The sequence below is a fragment of the Pseudomonas sp. GD03944 genome, from assembly GCF_029839275.1.
In the GTDB taxonomy this organism is placed as follows: Bacteria; Pseudomonadota; Gammaproteobacteria; order Pseudomonadales; family Pseudomonadaceae; genus Aquipseudomonas.
The window spans coordinates 83,829-107,130 of sequence record NZ_JAOCAH010000010.1; the positions used below are offsets into that span (position 1 = coordinate 83,829).

22 protein-coding genes are annotated in these 23,302 nt (G+C 65.8%); 11 read left to right on the plus strand and 11 right to left on the minus strand.

All coding sequences use genetic code 11. From position 1 onward, the window contains the following. The first annotated feature begins 68 nt into the window (after positions 1–68). From gcvT to N5C28_RS16290, 3 genes are all read left to right on the plus strand, one after another. A complete protein-coding gene (gcvT, locus tag N5C28_RS16280) occupies positions 69–1,151 on the plus strand; it encodes a glycine cleavage system aminomethyltransferase GcvT (RefSeq protein ID WP_279823917.1) in 1,083 nt (360 codons plus the stop codon). Between the two features lie 113 nt (positions 1,152–1,264). After that, positions 1,265–1,651 (plus strand): glycine cleavage system protein GcvH, encoded by a 387-nt coding sequence (gene gcvH / locus N5C28_RS16285; protein ID WP_279823918.1) that lies wholly within the window; start codon positions 1,265–1,267, stop codon positions 1,649–1,651. A 264-nt stretch (positions 1,652–1,915) separates the two neighbouring features. After that, entirely contained in the window at positions 1,916–2,245 is a 330-nt protein-coding gene (locus tag N5C28_RS16290; protein WP_279823921.1) for a transporter substrate-binding domain-containing protein, read from the plus strand. Between the two features lie 93 nt (positions 2,246–2,338). On the opposite strand, the gene N5C28_RS16295 is transcribed toward N5C28_RS16290, so the two are convergent. The 4 genes from N5C28_RS16295 to N5C28_RS16310 form a co-directional block, all read right to left on the minus strand. Beyond that, positions 2,339–2,638 carry a DUF2388 domain-containing protein gene (locus N5C28_RS16295; RefSeq protein ID WP_279823922.1) on the minus strand — a complete coding sequence of 100 codons (300 nt, stop codon included), beginning with the start codon at positions 2,636–2,638 and terminating at the stop codon, positions 2,339–2,341. Between the two features lie 207 nt (positions 2,639–2,845). Next, the gene (locus tag N5C28_RS16300; protein ID WP_279823923.1) at positions 2,846–3,295 is read right to left on the minus strand and encodes an NfeD family protein; all 450 of its coding nucleotides are present in this window, start codon (positions 3,293–3,295) and stop codon (positions 2,846–2,848) included. A 4-nt stretch (positions 3,296–3,299) separates the two neighbouring features. Further along, positions 3,300–4,223, minus strand: a complete 924-nt coding sequence (locus N5C28_RS16305; RefSeq protein ID WP_279823926.1) for an SPFH/Band 7/PHB domain protein — start codon at positions 4,221–4,223, stop codon at positions 3,300–3,302. A 90-nt stretch (positions 4,224–4,313) separates the two neighbouring features. Further along, complete coding sequence (locus N5C28_RS16310; protein ID WP_279823929.1) at positions 4,314–5,894, minus strand: L,D-transpeptidase family protein; 1,581 nt, start codon at positions 5,892–5,894, stop codon at positions 4,314–4,316. Positions 5,895–6,024: 130 nt separating this feature from the next. Here N5C28_RS16310 and N5C28_RS16315 point away from each other — a divergent pair, with 130 nt between their 5' ends. After that, positions 6,025–6,732 carry a murein L,D-transpeptidase catalytic domain family protein gene (locus tag N5C28_RS16315; protein ID WP_279823931.1) on the plus strand — a complete coding sequence of 236 codons (708 nt, stop codon included), beginning with the start codon at positions 6,025–6,027 and terminating at the stop codon, positions 6,730–6,732. 1 nt (position 6,733) lies between these two features. On the opposite strand, the gene N5C28_RS16320 is transcribed toward N5C28_RS16315, so the two are convergent. After that, complete coding sequence (locus tag N5C28_RS16320; protein WP_279823932.1) at positions 6,734–8,518, minus strand: GspE/PulE family protein; 1,785 nt, start codon at positions 8,516–8,518, stop codon at positions 6,734–6,736. Between the two features lie 137 nt (positions 8,519–8,655). Further along, entirely contained in the window at positions 8,656–8,994 is a 339-nt protein-coding gene (locus N5C28_RS16325; protein ID WP_279823933.1) for a hypothetical protein, read from the minus strand. Between the two features lie 124 nt (positions 8,995–9,118). Here N5C28_RS16325 and N5C28_RS16330 point away from each other — a divergent pair, with 124 nt between their 5' ends. After that, on the plus strand, positions 9,119–9,586 hold the full coding sequence (locus N5C28_RS16330; RefSeq protein ID WP_279823935.1) for an Lrp/AsnC family transcriptional regulator: 468 nt from the start codon (positions 9,119–9,121) through the stop codon (positions 9,584–9,586). A 58-nt stretch (positions 9,587–9,644) separates the two neighbouring features. On the opposite strand, the gene N5C28_RS16335 is transcribed toward N5C28_RS16330, so the two are convergent. Further along, entirely contained in the window at positions 9,645–11,009 is a 1,365-nt protein-coding gene (locus tag N5C28_RS16335; RefSeq protein WP_279823937.1) for an inorganic triphosphatase, read from the minus strand. Between the two features lie 252 nt (positions 11,010–11,261). Here N5C28_RS16335 and N5C28_RS16340 point away from each other — a divergent pair, with 252 nt between their 5' ends. The 4 genes from N5C28_RS16340 (at position 11,262) to argA (ending at position 15,927) form a co-directional block, all read left to right on the plus strand. Beyond that, positions 11,262–11,939, plus strand: coding sequence for a TIGR00153 family protein (locus N5C28_RS16340; protein ID WP_279823939.1), 678 nt, complete (start codon positions 11,262–11,264; stop codon positions 11,937–11,939). A gap of 39 nt (positions 11,940–11,978) precedes the next feature. After that, the gene (locus N5C28_RS16345; protein ID WP_279823941.1) at positions 11,979–13,244 is read left to right on the plus strand and encodes an inorganic phosphate transporter; all 1,266 of its coding nucleotides are present in this window, start codon (positions 11,979–11,981) and stop codon (positions 13,242–13,244) included. Between the two features lie 98 nt (positions 13,245–13,342). Continuing rightward, positions 13,343–14,494 carry an acetylornithine deacetylase gene (gene argE, locus N5C28_RS16350; RefSeq protein WP_279823942.1) on the plus strand — a complete coding sequence of 384 codons (1,152 nt, stop codon included), beginning with the start codon at positions 13,343–13,345 and terminating at the stop codon, positions 14,492–14,494. Between the two features lie 134 nt (positions 14,495–14,628). Beyond that, the gene (argA, locus tag N5C28_RS16355) at positions 14,629–15,927 is read left to right on the plus strand and encodes an amino-acid N-acetyltransferase (protein WP_279823944.1); all 1,299 of its coding nucleotides are present in this window, start codon (positions 14,629–14,631) and stop codon (positions 15,925–15,927) included. 40 nt (positions 15,928–15,967) lie between these two features. Here the strand turns inward: argA and N5C28_RS16360 are convergent, their stop codons facing one another. The 4 genes from N5C28_RS16360 to N5C28_RS16375 all read right to left on the minus strand — a co-directional run bounded on the left by N5C28_RS16360 (position 15,968) and on the right by N5C28_RS16375 (position 20,742). Further along, entirely contained in the window at positions 15,968–16,168 is a 201-nt protein-coding gene (locus N5C28_RS16360) for a ribosome modulation factor (protein WP_279823945.1), read from the minus strand. Between the two features lie 156 nt (positions 16,169–16,324). Beyond that, complete coding sequence (gshA, locus tag N5C28_RS16365) at positions 16,325–17,905, minus strand: glutamate--cysteine ligase (protein ID WP_279823946.1); 1,581 nt, start codon at positions 17,903–17,905, stop codon at positions 16,325–16,327. A 127-nt stretch (positions 17,906–18,032) separates the two neighbouring features. After that, a complete protein-coding gene (locus N5C28_RS16370; RefSeq protein WP_279823947.1) occupies positions 18,033–18,422 on the minus strand; it encodes a PaaI family thioesterase in 390 nt (129 codons plus the stop codon). Between the two features lie 4 nt (positions 18,423–18,426). Continuing rightward, positions 18,427–20,742: a Tex family protein gene (locus N5C28_RS16375; RefSeq protein WP_279823949.1), complete on the minus strand. Its 2,316-nt coding sequence runs from the start codon at positions 20,740–20,742 to the stop codon at positions 18,427–18,429. Positions 20,743–21,097: 355 nt separating this feature from the next. On the opposite strand from N5C28_RS16375, the gene ompR reads away from it, so the two are divergent. Then, positions 21,098–21,832, plus strand: a complete 735-nt coding sequence (ompR, locus tag N5C28_RS16380; RefSeq protein ID WP_279823950.1) for a two-component system response regulator OmpR — start codon at positions 21,098–21,100, stop codon at positions 21,830–21,832. A gap of 110 nt (positions 21,833–21,942) precedes the next feature. Next, positions 21,943–23,256: an ATP-binding protein gene (locus N5C28_RS16385; protein WP_279823951.1), complete on the plus strand. Its 1,314-nt coding sequence runs from the start codon at positions 21,943–21,945 to the stop codon at positions 23,254–23,256. Positions 23,257–23,302 lie beyond the last annotated feature (46 nt).

Below are 23,302 nucleotides of genomic sequence, written 5' to 3' on the forward strand. Positions count from 1 at the left end.
CCCTGTTTCGAGGGCTCAACGGATTCGCGCCACCGTCCGCGGCTTCGCCAAGCCCGGAAGGAGATCCCATGGGACAGCGCACACCTCTCTACGACCTGCACCTTGCACTCGGTGCCAAGATGGTCGATTTCGGCGGTTGGGACATGCCGTTGCACTACGGCTCGCAAGTCGAGGAGCACCACCAGGTGCGTCGCGACTGCGGCGTCTTCGACGTGTCGCACATGACCGTCATCGACGTGGCCGGCCCCCAGGCCAAGGCCTACCTGCAGCACCTGCTGGCCAACGACGTCGAACGCCTGAACAGCCTGGGCAAGGCCCTGTACAGCGGCATGCTCAACGAGCAGGGCGGGGTGGTCGATGACCTGATCGTCTACGGGGTGGATGACCACTACCGAGTAGTGGTGAACGCGGCGACCCGCGACAAGGACCTGGCCTGGATGCGCCTGCAGAGCGTCGATTTCGCTGTCGACCTGCAGGAACGCAAGACCCTGGCCATGCTCGCCGTGCAAGGCCCCCAGGCCCGCGCCAAGGTGTCGGAGCTGGTGACCCAGGCCCGCGCGGCGCTGATCCATGAACTCAAGCCGTTCCAGGGCCTGCCGGAAGGCGACTGGTTCATCGCCCGCACGGGCTACACCGGCGAAGACGGCCTGGAGCTGATGCTGCCGGCCGACCAGGCGGTGGCCTTCCTCAACGAACTGGTGGGCGCCGGCATTCCGCCGATCGGCCTGGGCGCGCGCGATACCCTGCGCCTGGAGGCCGGCATGAACCTGTACGGCCAGGACATGGACGAGCGCGTCTCGCCCCTGGCTTCGAACATGGGCTGGTCGGTGGCCTGGGAGCCGGCCGGTCGGCAATTCGTCGGGCGTGGGGCGCTGGAAGCGCAACGGGCCGCCGGTGATACACCGAAACTGGTCGGCCTGGTGCTGGAGGAACGCGGCGTGCTGCGGGCCCACCAGGTGGTGCGCGTGGACGGGGTGGGCGAGGGTGAGATCACCAGCGGCAGCTTCTCCCCGACCCTCGGCAAGTCGATTGCCCTGGCGCGTCTGCCGGCGGCCACCGGCGAGCGGGCCGAGGTGGAAATTCGCGGTAAATGGTACCCGGTGCGGGTGGTCAAACCGACGTTTGTCCGGCACGGTAAGACCCTGATCTGAACCGCCGCCGAGCGGCTGTTCAGCGCTTTTCAATCCATGGCTTTCGGTACGGCGAACGCCTGCTAAATTTTCCAGACGGCGCGGTCGCCGTCATGTCTGATGAGGAACGACACATGAGCTCTATCCCCGCCGATCTGCGTTACGCCGCCAGCCACGAATGGGCCCGCCTGGAAGCCGATGGCAGCGTGACCGTGGGTATTTCCGACCACGCCCAGGAAGCCCTGGGCGATGTGGTGTTCATCGAGCTGCCGGAAGTCGGCAAGACCCTGGCCGCCGGTCAGGAAGCAGGTGTGGTGGAGTCGGTGAAAGCCGCTTCGGACATCTACGCACCGGTCTCGGGCGAAGTCATCGCGATCAACGATGGCCTGGCCGACAGCCCGGAAAACGTCAACAGCGACCCGTACGGCAGCTGGTTCTTCAAGCTCCAGCCGAGCGATGCCAGCGAGCTGGACAAGCTGCTGGACGCCGCGGCCTACAAGGCCAGCGCCTCCGCCGAGTAATACCCCGCGCGTGGGCTCGCTGCCTTGTGCAGCGGGCCCTGCCACCCCCTCGTTTCGCCCCCCGTTTCCTTCCGTTCTGCGGCTTTTGCTGCCGGCGCCGCCCTGGCCGGTTATGACCGTCTGTTGCATTTACGACCGTCCGAAAAAGGCGTCTGCGTATTGGTTTGGTGCTCACCAGCCACCGATGCTCCGCCCCTCGGTTTTGGGTCGCCCTCGTGGCGGTCGTACCCGTTTTCCGTGTAGGGACACTGGGAGGTAGGTTTCATGATCGGGAGAACCAACAAACCACTGACGATGCGTGTGCTGCTGGTGGCCCAGGGCAAGGCCGATGCGTTCTTCGGCGAGCGCATGGTGCTCAAGAGCCTGCTGCAGGATGCGCCGGAGGAGGGCGGGCTGATGGTGTTGAACCGCCTGTTCAACTTCGTGCCGGCCGGACTGGCGCTGGCCCGCGGCGACGAAGACTTCCGCCTGCTGGTGGACAGGGTGATGAGCGATCTGTACCACTCGGGCGACATGGAGCGGATCTACCGCCAGTACCTGGATGAGCCCGGTGACGCCACGCGGATGCTGTTCAAGGTGTACGCCCTGCCATAGGGCTGACGTTTCGCACGGCGGGCATCGTGCGGCCGTGCGAAACGTCGACTGCCGATCCCTGCCTGGGGCTGGCAGGGACCGAAAGGCCCGAACCTACTCGGCGGCCAGGATGGCGGTCGCCAGTTCCATGTCGCTGGCTTTCAGGTCCGGGTGGTCAGCGCGCAGCTTGACCAGTGCGGCCTCCAGGTGCGGGCCGCGGATCTCGCCATTGCTGGCGATGAAGCTGCTCGCATCGTCCCGCGCCGGGACGATCATCTTGTTGTCCTTGAACGTCAGGTAGGTCGAGGCGGTGGTCGCCCCGGAAGAGAGAATGTCGCGCAACAGGCCGTCAGCGAATGCCGGCGCGGAGGCCAGGGTGCAAGCGGCAAGAAACAACGGGGCAAGTCGGCGCATGGTGGGTCACTCCTTCGGTTTGGGGGGTAATAGTAAGAGTGCCAGCATGGCGCAACGGTTCCGAGCAACCGATCAAATGTAGGGCAGGCCGCGGTGTAGAGGGGGCCGCGGGGTGGGGCCTTGCAGGGTGGGCAGGGGCGGTGGCCAGGTGTGGCCAGTAGTGGCTACCCGCACCGCGTTGCGCGTTGCGCGGTGCGGGGGCGAGGGTCAGGCCGCGGCTTCGACTTTCAGCAGCACGCCGTCCTGGCCGATGACCTTGACCGCACTGCCGGCGGGCAGGTCCGGGCCGGTGACCAGCCACAGCGAATCGCCGGCCTTGATCTTGCCACGGCCGCTGATGATCGCTTCATGCAGCGCGAACTGGCGGCCGAGCAACTCGCTGCCGCGGCGGTTCAGCCCCGGCTGGTCGGACGGCTTGGCCGCGGTGCGCTGGCGACGCCACCAGAACACGGCGGTGGCCACCGACAGCACGCCGAACAGGACGAACTGGAGGGGCCAGGGCATCTCCGGGAACACGTAGGTCAGCACGCCGACCCCGGCGGCCGCCACGCCGATCCACAGCAGGTAGCCGCCGGCGCCGAAGACCTCGAGGATCAGCAGCAGGGTGCCGAAGGCGAGCCAGTCCCAGAACGACAGGTGTTGCAAGTAATCCCACATCCCCTTAGCCCTTCTTCTCGCTGCCAAAGGTCGCCTTGACGATCTCGCCGATACCGCCCACCGCGCCGATCACCTGGCTGGCTTCCAGCGGCATCATGATGACCTTGCTGTTGTCGGCGCTGGCCACCTGGCCCAGGGCGTCGATGTATTTCTGCGCCACGAAGTAGTTGATCGCCTGGACGTTGCCGCTGGCGATGGCCTCGGACACCACGCGGGTCGCCTCGGCTTCGGCGGTGGCCGCCCGCTCGCGGGCCTCGGCTTCCAGGAAGGCCGCCTGGCGCTGACCCTCGGCTTCGAGAATCTGTGCCTGTTTCTTGCCCTCGGCGGTGAGGATGGCGGCGGCGCGCAGGCCTTCGGCTTCGAGAATCTGGGCGCGCTTGATCCGCTCGGCTTTCATCTGCCCGGACATGGCGGCCATCAGGTCCTCGGGCGGGCTGATGTCCTTGATCTCGATACGGGTGATCTTGATGCCCCAGGGCGCCGTGGCTTCGTCCACGGTCTTGAGCAGCCGCTCGTTGATTGCATCACGCTGGCTGAGCATGGCGTCCAGCTCCAGGGAGCCGAGCACGGTACGGATGTTGGTCATCACCAGGTTGCGAATGGCGTGCTGGAGGTTGTTGACCTCGTAGGCGGCCTGGGCGGCGTTGATGACCTGGAAGAAGCACACCGCATCGATCTGCACGGTGGCGTTGTCCGAGGTGATCACTTCCTGCGGCTCGATATCCAGCACGCTTTCCATGACGCTGATCTTGTGACCCACGCGGTCCATCACCGGCACGATGATGTTCAGGCCGGGCTTGAGCGTCGTGGTGTAGCGGCCGAAGCGTTCTACCGTCCACTCGGAACCTTGCGGCACCACCTTGAACCCCATGAATACCACGGCCACGGCGAGGCCGACGAAAAGCAGAATGACACTGCCGAGTTCCATTGAACGTATCTCCTTGTGCATCACATCAGGTGGTGGCCGATTGTATGCCTATAGCCGCTGCTTTGCCGGAGTGCCAGGCCAGCCTGTGATTCAGTGCCCAGCTTGTTGCAGGGCGCGGAGCAAATGGGGGTCGAGCAGGTAGGTGTCGGGGGCGTAGCGCAGGGTGCCGTCGGCATCGGCTTCCACGGTCCAGTAGCCGATCAGCAGCGGTGCCCGGGGGCTCAGCCGGTATTCCTGGGTCTTGCCGGTGGCCAGGCGCTCCTGCACCGGTTGCAGTTCGTCTTCCGGCAGCAGCAGGGTGAGCAACTTGTCGACCGCCTCGACCCGCACGCAGCCGGAGCTGAAGACCCGGGGTGACTTGTCGAACAGCAGCTGGCTCGGCGTGTCGTGCAGGTAGACCGAAAACGGATTGCTGAAGCGCAGGGCCACCTGGCCCAGGGGGTTGTGGGCGCTGGCCGCCTGGCGCAGGACCACCTGCCCCGGGTTCTCCCAGTCGACGGTCTGCGGGTCGAGGGCATTGCCCTGGGTGTCGAGCACGCTGAGTTCGCTGCGCTCGAGGTAGGCGAGGTCGTTGCGGATTTCCGGCAGCTTGTCTTCGCGGAAGATGGTCGGCGGCACGGTCCAGGTCGGGTTCAGGGTCAGGCGATTGATGTAGGACGCCAGCAGCGGGGTGGCCCGTTCCGCCCGGCCGACCTGGGTGCGGGTGCGCCAGTGCACCTGGCCGTCGCGCATCACCCGCAGTTCGGCGGCGGCGACGTTGACCGTCACCTCGGCTTCGCGCAGGTCGTCGACCAGCCAGCGCAGGCGTTCCAGGTTGATCCATAGTTGGTCGCGGCGCAGCTGGGCAGGCACGTTGAGCTCGACCAGGCTGGCCTGCCCGAGGATGCCGTCGGGGTTGATGCCGTGCTCGGCCTGGAAGGCTTTCAGGGCGTCGACGGTGAGCGGGTCGAAGGCGTTGCCCAGGTCGGTGGTCAGGGGTGTCAGGTAACCCTCGGCAGCCAGCCGCGCGCGCAGTGCCGGCAGGCGCGGGTCGTTGCCGCCAGGCCTGAGTAGCGGGCCGTCAGGAATTGCCGACCATTCACCGACGGGCTGCTGGCGCCGTTCTGCGTAGGCCGCGCGCAGCCGGGTGTAGAGCGGATTGTCCGGGCGCGCGGCGCCGAATGCCTGGGACGGTGCGGGCACGTGATGGAGGGCGATGGACAGGGTGGCCTGGCGGGTGTCGGTCTTCGGCCAGGCCGAGGCCCGCCACAGCGGTTCCAGGCGCTGCTGGGACAACCGCCCCTGGCGCAGGTGCGACAGGGCCTGCAGGTAGGCGTGGCTGATCAGCAGTTCGTTACAGGGGGCCTGTCGGGCGCCGTCCTGCCAGTCCGGCAGGAGGTAGTCATTCGGCTGCAGACCGTCGTCTGCCAGCTGGGCGACTTCGGCCTTCAGCTGTTGCCATTGCAGCACCGACTGCCAGGCGGGCTGACCGTCGCGCTGCTGGTAGAAGTCTTCCAGCAGGTGCCGGGCATCGTCGCCCAGGCGCTTCGGCCAGGTGGTACAGAGTTGCTCCGCCCCGTTCAGCCAGGGGCGCATGTCGTTGTTTGCCAGTAATCGCTCGCCGGTGGCATTGGCGACCAGTGGCAGGATGAGCAGCGCAGGGGTCAGGTAAGATGCGCATTTTTTGAACAATCTACTGCTCCAACCATTGGTTCATCGAAACGTCCCGGCAGACGGACGTTCAAGGTCCAGTATAGGCAGGTCACCTCTGAGGTCTTGTGACAGGGGGTTGCGGAGCAGGGTTCCAGAGGTATTTTCACCCATGGTTGGACGTATTGGCTGGCTCTGCCTCGCAGGGCTCTGGTTTTGTGCTGCGCCCCTGTTCGCGGCCGTTCCGCAGAATGACACCCTCAAGCGCGAGCTGGCCCGGGTGGCCCCCGAACTGGCCCCGGAGGCGTTGCAGCATGCCCTCGCCGCCATGCAATGCGCGGTCAACCACGGCGCGGCGCCGGCCTCGCGGCTGGCGGTGATCGACTATTCGCTGCCGTCCACCGAACGCCGCCTGTGGATCTTCGACCTGGAGCACAAGAGCCTGCTGCTGCGTGACTTCGTGGCCCATGGTCGGGCGTCGGGGGAGAACATGGCCGAGCGGTTTTCCAACCGCCTGGGCAGCAACCAGACCAGCCTGGGTCTGTTCCGCACGTCGGAAAGCTACCGGGGCAAACACGGTTACTCGCTGCGCATGGACGGCCTCGATCCAGGGGTCAACGACCTGGCCCGGGAACGTGCCATCGTCATTCACGGGGCGGACTACGTCAGCCCACTGCTGGTGCAGAGCCAGGGGCGCATCGGCCGCAGCCTGGGCTGCCCGGCGGTGCGCCAGGAGGTGGCGCGGCTGGTGGTCGATCAGTTGAAGGGCGGGCAGTACCTGTTCGCCTGGCATTCCGACCCACGCTGGACGCGCAATTCGGCCTACCTGACTTGCGAGCCGCAGCAGATGGCGGCCCTGCATGGCCGCTCCAAAGGCTGAGCTACTTCTGCTCGCTCTGCGGGGTGACCCGCAGCACTTCCTCGATGGTCGTCAGCCCGGCGGCCACTTTCTGCGCGCCTGACAGGCGCAGGCTGCGCATGCCTTCCTTGAAGGCGTGGCGACGCAGCGCGATCAGGTCGGTGTCGGCGGTGATCAGCGGTTTGACGTTGTCGTTGAGCAGCATGATCTCGTACACCCCGGCGCGGCCGCGGTAGCCGGTGTCGCGGCACTCCAGGCAGCCCACGGCTTTGTGCGCGCCCGTCGGCAACGGTGCGTTCCAGGGTTTGGTGAGGCTCTGCCAGTCGTCTTCTTCCAGCGTGTGCGGCGCCTTGCAGTGCGGGCACAGGGTACGCACCAGGCGCTGCGCCATGACCCCGAGCAGGGTGGCCTTCAGCAGGTAGTACGGCACGCCCAGTTCCAGCAGACGGGTGATCGCGCTGGGGGCGTCGTTGGTGTGCAGCGTCGACAGCACCAGGTGACCGGTGAGGGCCGCCTGGATCGCCATTTCCGCCGTTTCCAGGTCGCGGATCTCGCCGACCATGATGATGTCCGGGTCCTGACGCATCAGGGCGCGCACGCCGCTGGCGAAGTTCAGGTCGATGTTGTGCTGCACCTGCATCTGGTTGAAGGCCCCTTCGATCATCTCGATGGGGTCTTCGATGGTGCACACGTTCACCTCGTCCGTGGCCAGCTGCTTGAGCGTGGTGTAGAGCGTGGTGGTCTTGCCCGAACCGGTGGGGCCGGTGACCAGGATGATGCCGTTGGGCTGGCTGGTCATGCTTTCCCAGCGCTTCATGTCGTCCGGGGAGAAACCCAGTTGGTCGAAGCTCTTGAGCAGCACTTCCGGGTCGAAGATCCGCATCACCATCTTCTCGCCGAAGGCGGTGGGCAGGGTGGACAGGCGCAATTCGACTTCGCCGCCGGCCGGGGTCTTGGTCTTGACCCGGCCGTCCTGGGGTTTGCGTTTCTCCGCCACGTTCATCCGGCCCAGGGTCTTCAGGCGGCTGACCACTGCCATGGTGACCTGTGGCGGGAACTGGTAGACGGTGTGCAGCACGCCGTCGATGCGGAACCGCACGCTGCCCTGTTCGCGCCGCGGCTCGATGTGAATGTCACTGGCGCGCTGCTGGAAGGCGTACTGGAACAGCCAGTCCACGATGTTGACGATGTGCGCGTCGTTGGCGTCCGGCTCCTGGTCCTGGGCGCCCAGGTTCAGCAACTGCTCGAAGTTGCCGACGCCGCTGATCTTCATGTCGTTGGCACTGGCGCCGCTGACCGAGCGCGCCAGGCGGTAGAACTCCACGGTGAAGCGCTGGATGTCCGCCGGGTTGGCCACCACCCGTTTGATCGGGCGCTTGAGCACGTGGGTCAGGTTGGCTTCCCAGCTGTGCACCAGGGGCTGGCTGCTGGCGATGGTCACGACCTCGGGGCTGACGGCCACCGCCAGGATCTTGTGGCGCTGGGCGAAGGCGTAGGACATCAGCGGGGTGATCGCCGCCACGTCGATCTTCAGTGGGTCGATGCGCAGGTACGGCTGGCCGGCGAGTTCGGCCAGCCACACGGTGAGGGTTTCCAGGTCGAGTTTCTTGTCCGGCCGGTGCAGGTCGCTGAGCTGCTGGGCGGCGAGGAATTCCAGGGGATGCAGCTGGTTGTTGGTCGCGCTGCGGCGAATGGCCAGGCACTGTTCGGCGCTGTCCTGATCGATCCGGCCCTGGGCTACCAGCTCGCGAAGCAGGTCGCCGAGGTCGAGGGTTCGGTCATGGGCAGTGGCAGCAAAGGCGGACATTCGGGCTCCTAGGTCACTCGGCGTACGGCAAGGCAAGGGTAGACGCTCATGCCGTTCGATTCGAGGGTTAGCATGCCCGAAACTGCCGGGCGGGGCGATGCACCAAGCGTGACCGAGCGCCCAGCCCCGGTAATCGCTCAGCCCGAAGTGGGATTGATGTGCCAGTCCACCTGCCAGATGCAGACCAGGCCACGCAGCTTGTCGGCGATCACCCCCGCCCGGTGCAGCGACAGCCCGGCGAAGCGCAGGGCCAGGTGCAGGTCATGGCCGTGGCGCTCCAGGTGCATGTGCTGCGGCACCAGGTCCAGCTGGGCGAACAGGCCGAGCAGGCGGCACAGCACCTCGGCCTCTGCCTCGCTGCGGATGCGGAACTCGATGGGCGGCGCCGGCGCGCTTTGCCACGGGTCGGGACGCAGGGGTTCGGCAGGCACGCCGACGGGGTCGAGGGGCGATGAACGAAGCGGCTGGATGGGCATGGCAGTCTCCTTGCTGTGGAGATCAGTTTTCCAGTTTGCCGGGCAAAATTTCTGCCTGTTTTTCTGTCGTTATCAGTGATCTGTGGATAGTCTTTCCTCATTGTTCGGAATATGAGGATTTTTTATGTCCGTCGCCCTGGATGCTTATGACCAGCGCATTCTTGCGCTGCTGCAGGAGGACGCCGGGCTCGCCACGGCGGAGATCGCCGAGCGGGTGGGGCTGTCGCAGTCACCCTGCTGGCGCCGTATTCAGCGGCTGAAGGACGAGGGGGTGATCCGCCGCCAGGTGGCCCTGCTCGACCGCAAGAAGATCGGCCTCAACACCCAGGTGTTCGCCCAGGTCAAACTCAACGCCCACGGCCGTTCCAACCTCACCGAGTTCGCCGAGGCCATGCGCGAGTTTCCCGAAGTGCTGGAGTGTCATGTGCTGATGGGGGCGGTGGACTTCATGCTGCGCATCGTCACGCGCGACATCGAGGCCTACGAGCGCTTCTTCTTCGAGAAGCTGTCGCTGGTGCCGGGCATCCAGGAGGTGAACTCCATCGTCGCCCTGTCGGAGATCAAGTCGACCACCACGCTGCCGGTCGGCTGAGTGGCGTCTGCTTCAGACGGTCCCGGGCACGCCGCGCTGGCGTGCCCGGGCGGTCGGCTTACTTGACCAGCTCTCGCCAGGCCTTCTGGCTCTGAACGATCTGCGCCTGGCTGGCGCGCAGGTCACGTTGCTCATCGTCCAGGGGCTGCAGGGCCAGGTCGTGCAGCTTGCTCAGCTCGCCGTACAGGCGATCGGCTTCCGGCACCTCCAGCAGGTGGCGAGCCAGGCGCAGCCAGACCAGCAGGCGCTCGATGCGCGGCAGTTGCTCGGCCAGGTCTTCCGGCTGCTGCTGGTAGCGCTTGAGGCGCAGGTCGGAGCCTTCCTCGGCGATCAGCGTGGGCAGCCAGTTGCCCAGCGGTGCGGCGCCCTGACGGTTGCCGCGGTTGTTGCGCGCCGCGGTCCAGGCACGGGCCAGCAACCAGCGTGACGTCTGCAGCGAGAACTGACCCCAACGCGGTGCTTCCAGCTCGGCGGCGAACAGGGCCGGCGCGTTCTGGCGGGCGGCCTCGTCGTGCTGGCCAGCCTGGATGCGCGGGCGCCAATCGTTGAGCAGGGCGTCCAGCGCCTGGCGCAGCTCGCTGCTGCTGGCGCGCGGGGCGGCCTGGCCGAGGCTGCCGAGCAGGGCGCGCAAATCGCTCAACTGCTCCAGCCAGTCCACCAGCAAACGCCAGTGGCCATTGAAACGGTATTGCTCGGCGAGCCGCTGGCTGCTGCCGAGCAGGTGCCAGCCGATGGCGGCCACGCTGTCGTCCAGGCTCGCCTCGGCGGAAAGGTCCGGCAGGGGCAGGCTGACCGCGTAGCTGGCAGCGTCGAACAGCCGGTAGCCGCGTTCGGCCTTGCTGATGTCGCACGGCATCAGCGCCAGGTCGGCGGCCAGCTCGCTGGCCAGTTCCAGCAGGGCATCCGGCTCGCCCTGGCGCAGTTCGAGTTCCAGCTCGCAGATTTCTTCCTGTTGGCCATCGGCGATGACCTTGCCCAGGTCCAGCGCCGCTTCGATGACCACCTTGGCCTTGCCGCGGCCCCAGGCGATCTCGGCGCGCTCGCGGACGAAGTCGGTGGTGAAGATCGGCTTCAGCTGTTTTTTGTCCAGCTCGGCCAGGCTGGCGGGCCAGCAACTGTCATCGAGCTTCTTCGGGTCGAGCTTGGCCTTGGTCAGGTACCAGTCCCACTCGTTGCGCTCCGACAGGCCGGCGACGCTGTGGCCGCGGCTCTTGAGGGTCTGGATCACCTGGTCGCCGTCGCGGCGCAGGCGCAGGGCGACCTTGGCCTTGGCCAGGTCACGCTCGGGGGTGTCGAAATACTGGTTGAGCAGGTCCCGTTGTTCCCAGCCGCTCTTGTTGCGCTTCTTCAGCAACGGGTGCTCGCGCAGGGCAGCCAGGGTGTCGCGGCTGACCCGCAGTTTGATTTCGGTTTCTTTATTCATTGCGATGACGGGGCTCGATGAACCGGTGAAAAGCAGGTGGCCCGTGCGGCGTTTGACGGATGACGGGCGTATGGCCGTACAGGGTAGTGGAAAAGCGCGGCGGATGCAGTCGCGGTTGATCGGTCGGGTCGAATGGGCCGATACGGATTTCGGGTCTACCCTATCGATTGTTACAAGTTGATTACATGCGCGCTGGCAGGTGACTGGCACGCTCCGTATACTGCCGCCCTCTTTTTACCCAGGGGTAACCCTATGCCTACCAATCCATTTGCCAGCCTGTTCGGCCGCTCGCCCATCGGGCCGATGCAAAAGCATTTTGCCAAGGCCCATGAGTGTGCCGCGAATCTGCTGCCCTTCTTCGACGCCGTGATGGCCGAAGACTGGGTCCGTGTCGAGCAGGTCCAGCAGGAAATGGTTCGCCTCGAACACGAAGCCGACAAGCTCAAGAAAAGCGTGCGCCTGCACCTGCCCAAGAGCCTGTTTCTTCCGGTGCCGCGTTCGGACCTGCTCGAACTGCTGAGCGTGCAGGACAAGGTGGCCAACCGCGCCAAGGATATCGCCGGCCTGATGCTGGGGCGCGAAATGGTGATTCCTCAGGGGCTGCAACCTCTGATGCGGGCATTCGTGCAACGCACGGTCGACGCCAGCGCCCAGGCGCTCAAGGCGATGAACGAGCTGGACGAACTGCTGGAAACCGGTTTCGGTGGCCGGGAAGCTGCACTGGTCGAGTCCATGGTCATGGAACTCGAGCAGATCGAACGCGATACCGACAAGATGCAAATCGAGGTCCGTCGTACGCTGTTCAAGCTGGAAAAGGATCTTCCTGCGGTCGATGTGATGTTCCTCTATCAGATCATCGAATGGATCGGCGACGTGGCCGATCGTGCCGAACGTGTCGGCAACCGACTGGAACAACTGCTGGCGCGCTAGGCGCCAGTGTCCTTTCTGGAATCTACGGATTAATTATTTATGTCTCTGATTGCGGACTACGGCCTCGTATTGCTGCTGCTTGCCTGTCTTTTCGGGTTTTTCATGGCATGGGGCGTGGGGGCCAATGATGTGGCCAACGCCATGGGCACGTCGGTGGGGTCGCGCGCGCTGACCATCAAACAGGCGATCCTGATCGCGATGGTCTTCGAGTTCGCCGGGGCCTACCTGGCGGGTGGCGAAGTCACCGAGACGATCAAGAGCGGTATCGTCGACGCGTCGATGATCAGCCCGGATCTCATGGTGCTGGGCATGATGTCGGCACTGCTGGCGGCGGGTACGTGGCTGCTGGTCGCCTCCACCCGTGGCTGGCCGGTGTCGACCACCCACTCCATCGTCGGTGCCGTGATCGGCTTCGCGGCGGTCGGCGTGTCCATGGATGCCGTGCATTGGAGCGGTGTCGGCCCCATCGTCGCCAGTTGGGTGGTGTCGCCCGTGCTGTCGGGGATCGTCGCATTCGGCCTGTTCGTCAGTGTGCAGAAGCTGATCATCGATACCGACAACCCCTTCCTCAACGCCAAGCGCTTCGTTCCCCTGTACATGTTCATGACGGGCTTCATGGTCAGCGTCATGACCCTGACCAAAGGCCTCAAGCATATCGGCCTGGACCTCTCCAAGGTCGAGGGTGTGCTGTTTTCGCTGGGGGTTGGTGCCGTGGTGATGCTGCTGGGCGTTGCCCTGCTGAGCCGAATCAAGATCGACGAGGAGGCCGACAAGGCATTCCACTACGCCAGCGTGGAAAAGGTGTTCGCCGTTCTGATGATCTTCACTGCCTGCGCCATGGCCTTCGCCCACGGTTCCAACGATGTGGCCAACGCGGTCGGTCCGCTGGCGGCCATTGTCGGTGTCATCCAGTCCGGTGGAGACGCTTCCGTCGGCGAAAGCTCCATTGTGCCCGGTTGGGTGCTGCTGCTGGGCGCCGTAGGCATCGTGGTCGGTCTGGCTACCTACGGTTACAAGGTAATTGCCACCATCGGCAAGGAAATCACCGAGCTGACCCCTAGCCGTGGTTTCGCTGCCGAGCTGGCCACCGCGTCCACCGTGGTGGGGGCATCTGCCATCGGCCTGCCGATTTCCACCACCCACACGCTGGTCGGTGCGGTGCTGGGGGTGGGTATCGCCCGCGGCATCGGGGCACTCAACCTGGGGGTGATCGGCAAGATCTTCATGTCCTGGCTGGTCACGCTGCCGGTCGGCGCCGTCCTGGCGATCATCTACTTCCAGATCATGATGCTGATCTTCCTGTAACACCGAAACGGCCGGGGACTTCCCCGGCCGTTTTGCATGGGCGGCTTGTGTCGACCGCCCATCGCTCTATGATGGGAGGCCGAGCTGAGAGGTCGCCCATGCCATTACCCTCCCTTAAAGACCAATTCGCGGCGCTGATCGCAGCCCCCTCCGTGAGCTGCACCCAGCCGGCACTGGATCAGTCCAACCGCCAGGTCATCGACCTGCTCGCCACCTGGCTGGGCGATCTGGGTTTCGCCTGCGAGATGCAGGAAATCACCCCCGGCAAATTCAACCTGCTTGCCTCCTATGGCTCCGGCCCGGGCGGCCTGGTGCTGGCCGGCCATACCGACACCGTGCCATTCGATGAATCACTGTGGGCGAGCGACCCCCTCAAGCTGACCGAGACCGACGACCGTTGGGTTGGCCTTGGTGTGTGCGACATGAAGGGCTTCTTCCCGCTGGTGATCGAGGCCGTCAGGACCCTGATCGACCAGCCCTTCAAGCAGCCGCTGCTGGTGCTCGCCACCTGCGATGAAGAAAGCTCCATGTCCGGCGCCCGGGCGCTGGCCGAGGCCGGCGCGCCGTTGGGGCGTGCCGCGGTGATCGGCGAGCCGACCGGCCTCAAGCCGATTCGCCTGCACAAAGGCATCATGATGGAGCGCATCGACATTCTCGGGCAGAGCGGCCATTCCTCCGACCCTGCCCTGGGCCACAGCGCCCTGGAGGCGATGCAGGACGTGATGCTGGAGCTGCGCGGTTTGCGCGCCCAGTGGCAGCGCGAATTCAACAACCCGCAATTCAGCATGCCGCAGCCGACCCTCAACTTTGGCTGCATCCATGGCGGCGACAACCCCAACCGCATCTGCGGCCAGTGCTCGCTGGAATTCGACCTACGCCCGCTGCCGGGCATGCAGCCCGAGGCGCTGCGTGCGGCGATCCGCCAGAAGCTGCAACCGCTGGCCGAACAGCACCAGGTGAAGATCGACTTCGCGCCGCTGTTCCCCAGCGTGCCGCCCTTCGAGCAGAGCGCCGACGCCGAGCTGGTGCGTCTGGCTGAGCGCCTGACCGGGCATGCGGCGGTCGCGGTGGCATTTGCCACGGAAGCGCCTTATCTTCAGCAACTGGGCTGCCAGACCATCGTCCTGGGCCCGGGCGACATCGATTGTGCCCACCAGCCCGGTGAGTACCTGGACCTGTCCCGCCTGCAACCGACCGTGGGTCTGTTGCGTGAGCTGATTCAACACTATTGCCTGAGTCCGACGGCCTGATGGGCTGTCCCTGTGTCATATGGAGGAGTGAACGCGTGATGCTGCCCCAACTGCGACGATAAAGCGGGTACTTCGTCTGGCGCCGGATGCGCCTGTTCATGCGTTCCGTTCACGACCCACAGGTTCCTTTTGCAATGCACGATTACGTTAACTGGCTGCGCCATGCTTCGCCCTACATCAACGCCCACCGCGACTGCACCTTCGTCGTGATGCTGCCGGGCGAGGGCGTCGCCCACCCCAATTTCGGCAACATCGTTCACGACCTGGTGCTGCTGCACAGCCTTGGCGTGCGCCTGATCCTGGTGCATGGCTCGCGGCCGCAGATCGAAGCGCGCCTGGCCATGCGTGGCCTGACGCCGCATTTTCACCGTGACCTGCGGGTGACCGACGGGCAGACCCTGGAGTGCGTGATCGACGCCGTGGGGCAACTGCGTATCGCCATCGAGGCGCGCCTGTCGATGGACATGGCGGCGTCGCCCATGCAGGGCTCGCGGCTGCGGGTGTCCGGCGGCAATTTTGTCACCGCCCGGCCGATCGGCGTGGTCGACGGCATCGACTACCACCACACCGGTGAAGTGCGGCGCATCGACCGCAAGGGCATCGGGCGCCTGCTGGACGAGCGCAGCATCGTCCTGCTATCGCCGTTGGGCTATTCGCCCACCGGGGAGATCTTCAACCTGGCCTGCGAAGACGTCGCCACCCGCGCCGCCATCGACCTCGGTGCCGACAAACTGTTGCTGTTCAGCGCCGAACAAGGTCTGCTCGACGAGCAGGGCCGGCTGGTGCGCGAACTGCGCCCGCAGCAGGTGCCGGCCTACCTGGCGCGGCTGGGCAACAGCTACCAGGCCGAATTGCTCGACGCCGCCGCCCAGGCCTGCCGCGCCGGGGTCAAGCGCGCGCATATCGTCAGCTACACCGATGACGGTTCGCTGCTCACCGAGCTGTTCACCCGTGACGGTGGCGGCACCCTGGTCGACCAGGAGCAATTCGAATCGCTGCGCGAAGCGAGCATTGAGGATGTGGGTGGTCTGATCGAGCTGATCAGCCCGCTGGAAGAGCAGGGCATCCTGGTGCGCCGTTCGCGGGAAGTGCTGGAGCGGGAAATCGAGCAGTTCAGCATCGTCGAGCGCGACGGCCTGATCATCGCCTGCGCGGCGCTGTACCAGATCGCCGACTCCGACAGTGGCGAACTGGCGTGCCTGGCGGTCAACCCGGCGTACCGCCATGGCGGTCGTGGCGATGAGTTGCTCGAACGCATCGAGGAGCGGGCCCGGGCCCAGGGCCTGAAGACCCTGTTCGTGCTGACGACCCGCACCGCCCACTGGTTCCGCGAGCGCGGCTTCGTGCCCAGCAGCGTCGACCGTCTGCCGGCCGCCCGGGCGTCGCTGTACAACAACCAGCGTAATTCCCAGGTGTTCGAAAAGGCGTTGTAAGGGAGGGGGCCGGTTCATCGGCTCCGAGCGGCAGGGGGCGTCAGGCGCTCTTCTGCTGGCGCCGCATCTGTTCGTGGCCGTCGTCCCAGCCGGCCTCCCAGGCAGCGGTGAGTACGTCGGCGGCGGCACCGGCGGTTTTCTTCTGGCCGGTCAGGCCGGCCATATAGCCTTGCTGGTAGGCCTTGTTGAGGCTCTCCAGGCTCCAGTGGCGTTCATCTTCGGGCTGCGCGTCGTGCGCCATCGGCAATCGCTCGAACGGTTCGTATACCCCTATGCTAGCCGCCCTGCAGGCCGCGCAAGGCACCGCTGATCCCGGCTTTTACCCCGCTGATTGCTTTTGTGACGCAGTTGTCTTTTGCCCCTGGCGGCCGCAAGACCGCCAGGGGCAGGGCGCGGATCAGGTGGCGATCGCGAGGATGCTCGCCTGGTAGGCGGCGGCGAAGGTGTCGAAGTCACCTTCCGGCTGGGCTTCCAGTTCGGCCTGCTGGGCCAGGGATTCGGCACTGGCGGCCTCGAAGGCGGCCTGCTGTTCGGCATTCAGGGGCTGGCCACGGAAATGCTCGGCGTGCCGCTTGCTCTGGCGCAGGGCGAACTGGGTGAAGCTTTCGCCCTGACGCAGTTCGGCCAGTACCTGGGCCGAGGGCGTCAGGCTGACGTCGTCCACCTTGGCGCGCTGCGCCGCCAGGGCCAGGCTGTAGGCGTCGCTGGCGTGGCTCTGGTCGAGCAGGCTGGACAGCTGCTGGATGCTGTCGAGCAGCTCGTGGGCCCAGTCCTTCAGCTCGACCTGCTTGCCGTCGTGTTGCAGGTGCAGGCCGGGGCGTCGACCTTCCTTGACGACCTTGAGGAAGTTGTCGGTGCAGCTGTGGCATTCGGTGTTTTCCAGCTGCGGGCTGTCCTTGAGGGCGCAGAACAGCAGGAAGGCATCGAGGAAGCGCGACTGAACGAGGTCAATGCCCAGCGGCAGGAAGGGGTTGATGTCCAGGCAGCGCACTTCGACGTACTGCACGCCACGGGCCATCAGCGCCTGGATCGGCCGTTCGCCGCTGTAAGTCACGCGTTTGGGACGGATGTTCGAGTAGTACTCGTTCTCGATCTGCAGGATGTTGGTGTTCAGCTGCAGCCACTCGCCGTCGCGCTTGGTGCCTGCTTCGACGTAGGGCGGGTAGGGCGTGCCGACCGCCGCGCGCAGGCTGTCGGTGTAGCTGTTGAGGTCGTTGTAGCAGGGCGTGAGGCCTGCCTGGGCGCTGCTCTGGTAGCCCAGGTCGCTCATGCGCAGGCTGGTGGCGTAGGGCAGGTACAGGGTGGTGGCGTCGAGCTGCTGCAGGCGGTGCGGGCGGCCGCGCATGAAGCCGCTGTCCAGTGCCGGCGAGGCGCCGAACAGGTACATCAGCAGCCAGCTGTAGCGGCGGAAGTTGCGGATCAGGGCGATGTAGCGCGCGGACTGGAAGTCCTTGGCGCTGCGGGTGTCGCCTTCGGCCTGCTGCAGCAGGGTCCACAGCTCATCCGGCAAGGAGAAGTTGTAGTGGATGCCGGCGATGCATTGCATGGTCTTGCCATAGCGCAGGGCCAGGCCCTTGCGGTAGACGTACTTGAGCTGACCGATCAGCGAGCTGCCGTAGCGGGCGATCGGGATCACCTCTTCCTCGGGCAGGGCGCAGGGCATGGACGGGCTCCACAGGTATTCGCCGTCCAGCTTGCTGTAGGCGAAACGGTGGATCTGCTCGAGGTCATCGAGGGTCGCGGCCGGGTCTGCCTTGGCCGGGGTGATGAACTCCAGCAGCGATTCGGAATAATCGGTGGTGATCTGCGGATGGGTCAGGGCCGAACCCAGCGCGGCGGGGTGCGCCGTCAGGGCCAGCTGTCCGTCGTCGTCGACACGCAGGCATTCACGCTCGATACCGTGCAGGCACTGGGAAAGCAGGGAGAGGTTGGCGCGCTCGCCAAGCAGGGCCAGGCGGCGGGGGAACAGGTCGCTCAAGATTGCATTTCCTTCACGCATCGGTCGCCCCAATATGGGGGTGGATCGCGCGGTCTACAAGGGGGACGGATAACGGACGTGGTCGTCTAGTCGTACGCCCGTTATACCTCAGCTTGCAGCGGCACCGTTATACGCAGGCGAAGGTCGCTTGTGCCTTGGCGACGAGTTTTTCGCCCTGATGCACTTCGGCCTCGATCACCTGGGTGCGGCGTCCGGCGTGGACCATCCAGGCGCGGCACAGCAGATCGCCTTCGCTGACGCTACGAATGTAGTTGATCTTGCATTCGAGGGTGACGCTGCTCGGCGTGCCGTCGGTCAGGCTGTGGCTGGCCTGACCCATGGCGGTGTCGATCAGCGAGAACAGGGCGCCGCCGTGCAGCTTGCCGTGCAGGTTGCGCAGGCCGTCGTGCATGCTCAGCCGCAGCACGGCCTCGCCGCCTTCGGCCTTGACGATCTCCAGGCCGAGCAGGCGCCCGAAGGCGCTGCTCTTGCCGACGGCTTCGACCGGTTCGTTCACCGGCTTACTTCCGCAGCTGCTTGGCGTTGGCGAACAGCGCGGCCATGCCCGGGTTACTCGGGGCCGGCTTGTCCTGGCTGGAGTGGCGCTCGCTGCGCGGCGTGTTGCCACGCGAATTGCCGCCGCCACGCGGGCCTTCGACTTTCTCGCCGGGGGTGTCGCCCATGCGCATGGACAGCGCGATGCGGTTGCGCGGGATGTCCACTTCCATGACCTTGACCTTGACCACGTCGCCGGCCTTGACCGCTTCACGCGGGTCTTTGACGAACTTCTCCGACAGCGCCGAGATGTGTACCAGGCCGTCCTGGTGAACCCCGATGTCGACGAAGGCGCCGAAGTTGGTCACGTTGGTGACCACGCCTTCGAGGATCATTCCCAGCTTGAGGTCCTTCAGGGTTTCCACGCCTTCCTGGAACTCGGCGGTCTTGAATTCCGGACGCGGGTCGCGGCCCGGCTTCTCCAGCTCCTGCAGGATGTCGCCCACGGTCACCAGGCCGAAGCGCTCGTCGGTGAACTGCTTGGGGTCGAGGCGCTTGAGGAAGCCGCTGTCGCCGATCAGCGAGCGGATGTCGCGGCCGGTGTCGGCGGCGATGCGCTGCACCAGCGGGTAGGTTTCCGGGTGCACCGCCGAGGCGTCCAGCGGGTTCTCGCCGTTCATCACGCGCAGGAAGCCGGCGGCCTGTTCGAAGGTCTTTTCACCCAGGCGCGAGACCTTTTTCAGCTCGTCGCGGGTCTTGAAGGCGCCGTTGGCGTCGCGGTGCGCGACGATGTTCTGCGCCAGGGTCGCGTTGAGCCCGGAGATCCGCGCCAGCAGGGCGCTGGAGGCAGTGTTGACGTCAACGCCCACAGCGTTCACGCAGTCTTCCACCACGGCGTCGAGGCTGCGCGCCAGCTTGAGCTGGGACACGTCGTGCTGGTACTGGCCGACGCCGATGGATTTCGGGTCGATCTTCACCAGCTCGGCCAGCGGGTCCTGCAGGCGACGGGCGATGGACACCGCGCCACGCAGCGACACGTCGAGGTCGGGGAATTCCTTGGCCGCCAGTTCGGAGGCGGAGTACACCGAGGCGCCGGCCTCGCTGACCATGATCTTGGTCATGTTCAGCGCTGGGTATTTCTTGATCAGTTCGATGGCCAGCTTGTCGGTCTCGCGGCTGGCGGTGCCGTTGCCGATGGCGATCAGGTCCACGCCGTGCTTGGCGCACAGCCTGGCCAGCACGTTGAGGGTGCCGTCCCAGTCGTTGCGCGGGGCATGGGGGTAGACCGTGGCGGTGTCGAGCAGCTTGCCGGTGGCATCCACCACCGCCACCTTGCAGCCGGTGCGCAGGCCCGGGTCGAGGCCCAGGGTGGCGCGTGGGCCGGCCGGCGCGGCCAGCAGCAGGTCGTGCAGGTTGCGGGCGAACACCGAGATGGCCTCGTCTTCGGCGCCTTCGCGCAGCTCGCCCAGCAGGTCGGTTTCCAGGTGGGTGTAGAGCTTGACCTTCCAGGTCCAGCGCACCACCTCGCCGAGCCACTTGTCGGCAGCTCGGCCGCGGGCGGAAATGCCGAAACGCTCGCCGATCATCACTTCGCACGGGTGCATGGTGCCGGGCAGCTCGTCGCCGACCTTGAGGGCAGCACTGAGGATGCCTTCGTTGCGACCGCGGAAGATCGCCAGGGCGCGGTGCGACGGCGCGCTCTTGAACTTCTCGTCGTGCTCGAAGTAATCGCGGAACTTGGCGCCTTCTTCCTCTTTGCCGGCGATGACGCGGGCGCTGAGGGTGGCGTTGTCCTTGAGGAAGCTGCGCAGGTTGTTGAGCAGGGTGGCGTCTTCGGCGAAGCGCTCCATGAGGATGTACTTGGCGCCTTCGAGCACGGCCTTGGTGTCGGCGAAGCCCTTGTCCGCATCGATGAAGCGCACGGCTTCGCCTTCGGGCTCCAGGGTCGGGTCGTTGAACAGCGCGTCGGCCAGTTCGCCGAGGCCCGCTTCCAGGGCGATCTGGCCCTTGGTGCGGCGCTTCTGCTTGTACGGCAGGTAGAGGTCTTCGAGGCGGGTCTTGGTGTCGGCCAGGTTGATCTCGCGGGCCAGCTCCGGGGTCAGCTTGCCCTGTTCCTCGATGCTGGCGAGGATGCTGGCGCGGCGATCATCCAGCTCGCGCAGGTAGCGCAGGCGTTCTTCGAGGTTGCGCAGTTGGGTGTCATCGAGGCTGCCGGTGACTTCCTTGCGGTAGCGGGCGATGAACGGCACGGTGGAGCCTTCATCGAGCAGCGCCACGGCGGCGGCCACCTGTTGCGGGCGCACGCCCAGTTCTTCGGCGATGCGGTTGTTGATGCTATCCATACTCGAGCTACCCACACTGAAACGAAAAACCGGCCCGCGGACCCGGACCGGATTGACAGGCACGCCAGGCGTGGCGCGCGGAACATGAAGGCTGACGTGCGTCACTCGCTCCCGACGGGACGTTTCCCGCCCTCTGCGCACAGGGGCCGAGGGCTGCCAGGAGGGTGTCGTTGCGCGACAGCCACACAACGAAGCGGCGCATTATAAACACCGCACGGTCGAGTTCTGGGAACCGTTCGGGGAAAAATCTGCTAACAATGGTCAACCCGCTGGCCCAGGTGCCTGGGCCATAATGCCGGCGTTGGAAACCGCCGGCCCCCTGTGGGTACCGCGGATTCTCGGTCAAGGAGCCCCTATGAGCAGCACTGCACTTCCGGTTGAAGGCGAAAAAATCCTGATTGTCGACGACGATGCCCGTCTGCGACGCCTGCTCGAGCGCTTCTTCGACGAGCAGGGCTACCGCGTGCGTGCGGTGGAAAACGTCGAACAGATGGATCGTCTGTTGTCCCGGGAACTGTTCAACCTGGTGGTCCTGGACCTGATGCTGCCGGGCGAGGACGGCCTGTCCGCCTGCCGTCGCCTGCGTGCGGCGAACAACCAGGTGCCGATCATCATGCTCACCGCCAAGGGCGATGAAGCCAGCCGTATTCAAGGCCTGGAGCTGGGCGCCGACGATTACCTGGCCAAGCCGTTCAACCCCCGTGAACTGCTGGCGCGGATCAAGGCCGTGCTGCGTCGCCAGGCGCCGGTGGTGCCGGGCGCCCCGGGCAGCGAGGACGAAAGTGTCAGCTTCGGCGACTACGAGCTGTCCCTGGCGACCCGCGAACTGAAGAAGGGCGAGGAAGTGCACATGCTCACCACCGGTGAGTTCGCGGTGCTCAAGGCCCTGGTGCAGCATGCCCGCGAGCCGCTGACCCGGGACAAGCTGATGAACCTGGCGCGTGGCCGCGAATGGGATGCCCTGGAGCGTTCCATCGACGTCCAGATTTCCCGCCTGCGCCGGCTGATCGAGCCGGACCCGTCCAAACCGCGTTATATCCAGACCGTCTGGGGCGTGGGTTACGTGTTCGTGCCGGACGGCAACAAGTAATGCCCCGGTGACCGGCGCGGCCTGCGCACCGGTCACCCGCTCGCGAGCGATCCATCCCAGCGCCCGGCCACTTGGCCGGGCGTGCCGATCACAGGTGTCGTGTTTCTCCGATGAAAACCCCGCTCTGGTTCCCGCAAAGCTTCTTCGCCCGCACGCTGTGGCTGGTGCTCATCGTGGTGCTGTTCTCCAAGGCGCTGACCCTGGTGTACCTGATGATGAACGAAGACGTGCTGGTCGACCGTCAGTACAGCCATGGCGCGGCGTTGACCCTGCGTGCCTACTGGGCCGCCGACCCGGAGGACCGAGAGACCATCGCTGAGGCTGCGGGCCTGAAGCGCGTGGCAAAGAAATCGGTGCCGGCCAGCGAGCAGCACTGGCCCTACAGCGAAATCTTCCAGCGCCAGATGCAATCCGAACTGGGGCCGGACACCGAGGTGCGGGTCCGGGCCAAGAGCCCGCCGGCGCTCTGGGTGCATGCCCCGAGCTTGGGCGACGACTGGCTGCGGGTGCCGTTGTACCCGCATCCGCTGCGCGGGCAGCGCATCTGGAGTGTGCTGGGCTGGTTCCTCGCCATCGGTCTGCTGTCTACCGCCGCCGCGTGGATTTTCGTCCGCCAGCTGAGTGCGCCGCTCAAGCGCCTGGTGTTCGCCGCCCGGCAACTCGGCAAGGGGCGCAGCGTGCGCCTACCGGTCAGTGACACCCCCAGCGAGATGACCGAGGTGTACCGCGCCTTCAACCAGATGGCCGAGGACGTCGAGCAGGCGGCGCGCGAGCGCGAGCTGATGCTGGCCGGGGTCTCCCATGACTTGCGCACGCCCCTGACCCGGCTGCGGCTGTCCCTGGAATTCCTCAACAGCGACTCGGAACTGACCGACGACATGGTGCGCGACATCGAGGACATGGACGCCATCCTCGACCAGTTCCTGGCCTTCATCCGCGACGGCCGCGACGAACCGGTGGAAGACCTCGACCTGCTGGAGCTGATCCGCGAAGTGGTCACGCCCTACAACCAGCAGCAGGAGCTGGTGCGCCTGTGCCTCGAACCAGTGCCGGTGTTCCCGCTGCGCCGGGTGTCGATCAAGCGCCTGCTGGTCAACCTGATCGAGAACGCGCTGCGCTATGGCTGCAACGCGGTCGAGGTGGCGGTCTCGGTGTCGGGCGACCACAGCGCGCCCTACGTGGTGCTCAGCGTGCTGGACCGGGGCGCCGGCATCGACCCGGCGGAACTGGACATCATCTTCAACCCGTTCATTCGCGGCGACCGTGCCCGGGGCGGCCAGGGCGCGGGCCTGGGCCTGGCCATCGTCAAGCGCATCGCGGCGCTGCACGGCGGCAGCGTGGAGCTGCGCAACCGCTCCGGTGGTGGCCTGGAGGCCCGTGTCTGCCTGCCCCTGGGGCTGCTGCTGCCGCGCGACGCGGTCTGAGCCCTTCGCGGGGTCCAGGTCATTGCGCTGATCTATGCTATGGCAG

Bases quoted from the DNA above. Each gene is read 5' to 3' on its own strand.
- N5C28_RS16335 (WP_279823937.1), bottom strand. From the start codon at position 11,009: ATGAATAAAGAAACCGAAATCAAACTGCGGGTCAGCCGCGACACCCTG.
- argE (WP_279823942.1), top strand. From the start codon at position 13,343: ATGCCATTACCCTCCCTTAAAGACCAATTCGCGGCGCTGATCGCAGCC.
- N5C28_RS16330 (WP_279823935.1), top strand. From the start codon at position 9,119: ATGTCCGTCGCCCTGGATGCTTATGACCAGCGCATTCTTGCGCTGCTG.
- gcvT (WP_279823917.1), top strand. From the start codon at position 69: ATGGGACAGCGCACACCTCTCTACGACCTGCACCTTGCACTCGGTGCC.
- ompR (WP_279823950.1), top strand. From the start codon at position 21,098: ATGAGCAGCACTGCACTTCCGGTTGAAGGCGAAAAAATCCTGATTGTC.
- N5C28_RS16295 (WP_279823922.1), bottom strand. From the start codon at position 2,638: ATGCGCCGACTTGCCCCGTTGTTTCTTGCCGCTTGCACCCTGGCCTCC.
- N5C28_RS16320 (WP_279823932.1), bottom strand. From the start codon at position 8,518: ATGTCCGCCTTTGCTGCCACTGCCCATGACCGAACCCTCGACCTCGGC.
- N5C28_RS16360 (WP_279823945.1), bottom strand. From the start codon at position 16,168: ATGGCGCACGACGCGCAGCCCGAAGATGAACGCCACTGGAGCCTGGAG.
- N5C28_RS16375 (WP_279823949.1), bottom strand. From the start codon at position 20,742: ATGGATAGCATCAACAACCGCATCGCCGAAGAACTGGGCGTGCGCCCG.
- N5C28_RS16325 (WP_279823933.1), bottom strand. From the start codon at position 8,994: ATGCCCATCCAGCCGCTTCGTTCATCGCCCCTCGACCCCGTCGGCGTG.
- N5C28_RS16345 (WP_279823941.1), top strand. From the start codon at position 11,979: ATGTCTCTGATTGCGGACTACGGCCTCGTATTGCTGCTGCTTGCCTGT.
- N5C28_RS16385 (WP_279823951.1), top strand. From the start codon at position 21,943: ATGAAAACCCCGCTCTGGTTCCCGCAAAGCTTCTTCGCCCGCACGCTG.
- N5C28_RS16305 (WP_279823926.1), bottom strand. From the start codon at position 4,223: ATGGAACTCGGCAGTGTCATTCTGCTTTTCGTCGGCCTCGCCGTGGCC.
- N5C28_RS16340 (WP_279823939.1), top strand. From the start codon at position 11,262: ATGCCTACCAATCCATTTGCCAGCCTGTTCGGCCGCTCGCCCATCGGG.
- N5C28_RS16290 (WP_279823921.1), top strand. From the start codon at position 1,916: ATGATCGGGAGAACCAACAAACCACTGACGATGCGTGTGCTGCTGGTG.
- argA (WP_279823944.1), top strand. From the start codon at position 14,629: ATGCACGATTACGTTAACTGGCTGCGCCATGCTTCGCCCTACATCAAC.
- N5C28_RS16315 (WP_279823931.1), top strand. From the start codon at position 6,025: ATGGTTGGACGTATTGGCTGGCTCTGCCTCGCAGGGCTCTGGTTTTGT.
- gcvH (WP_279823918.1), top strand. From the start codon at position 1,265: ATGAGCTCTATCCCCGCCGATCTGCGTTACGCCGCCAGCCACGAATGG.
- N5C28_RS16300 (WP_279823923.1), bottom strand. From the start codon at position 3,295: ATGTGGGATTACTTGCAACACCTGTCGTTCTGGGACTGGCTCGCCTTC.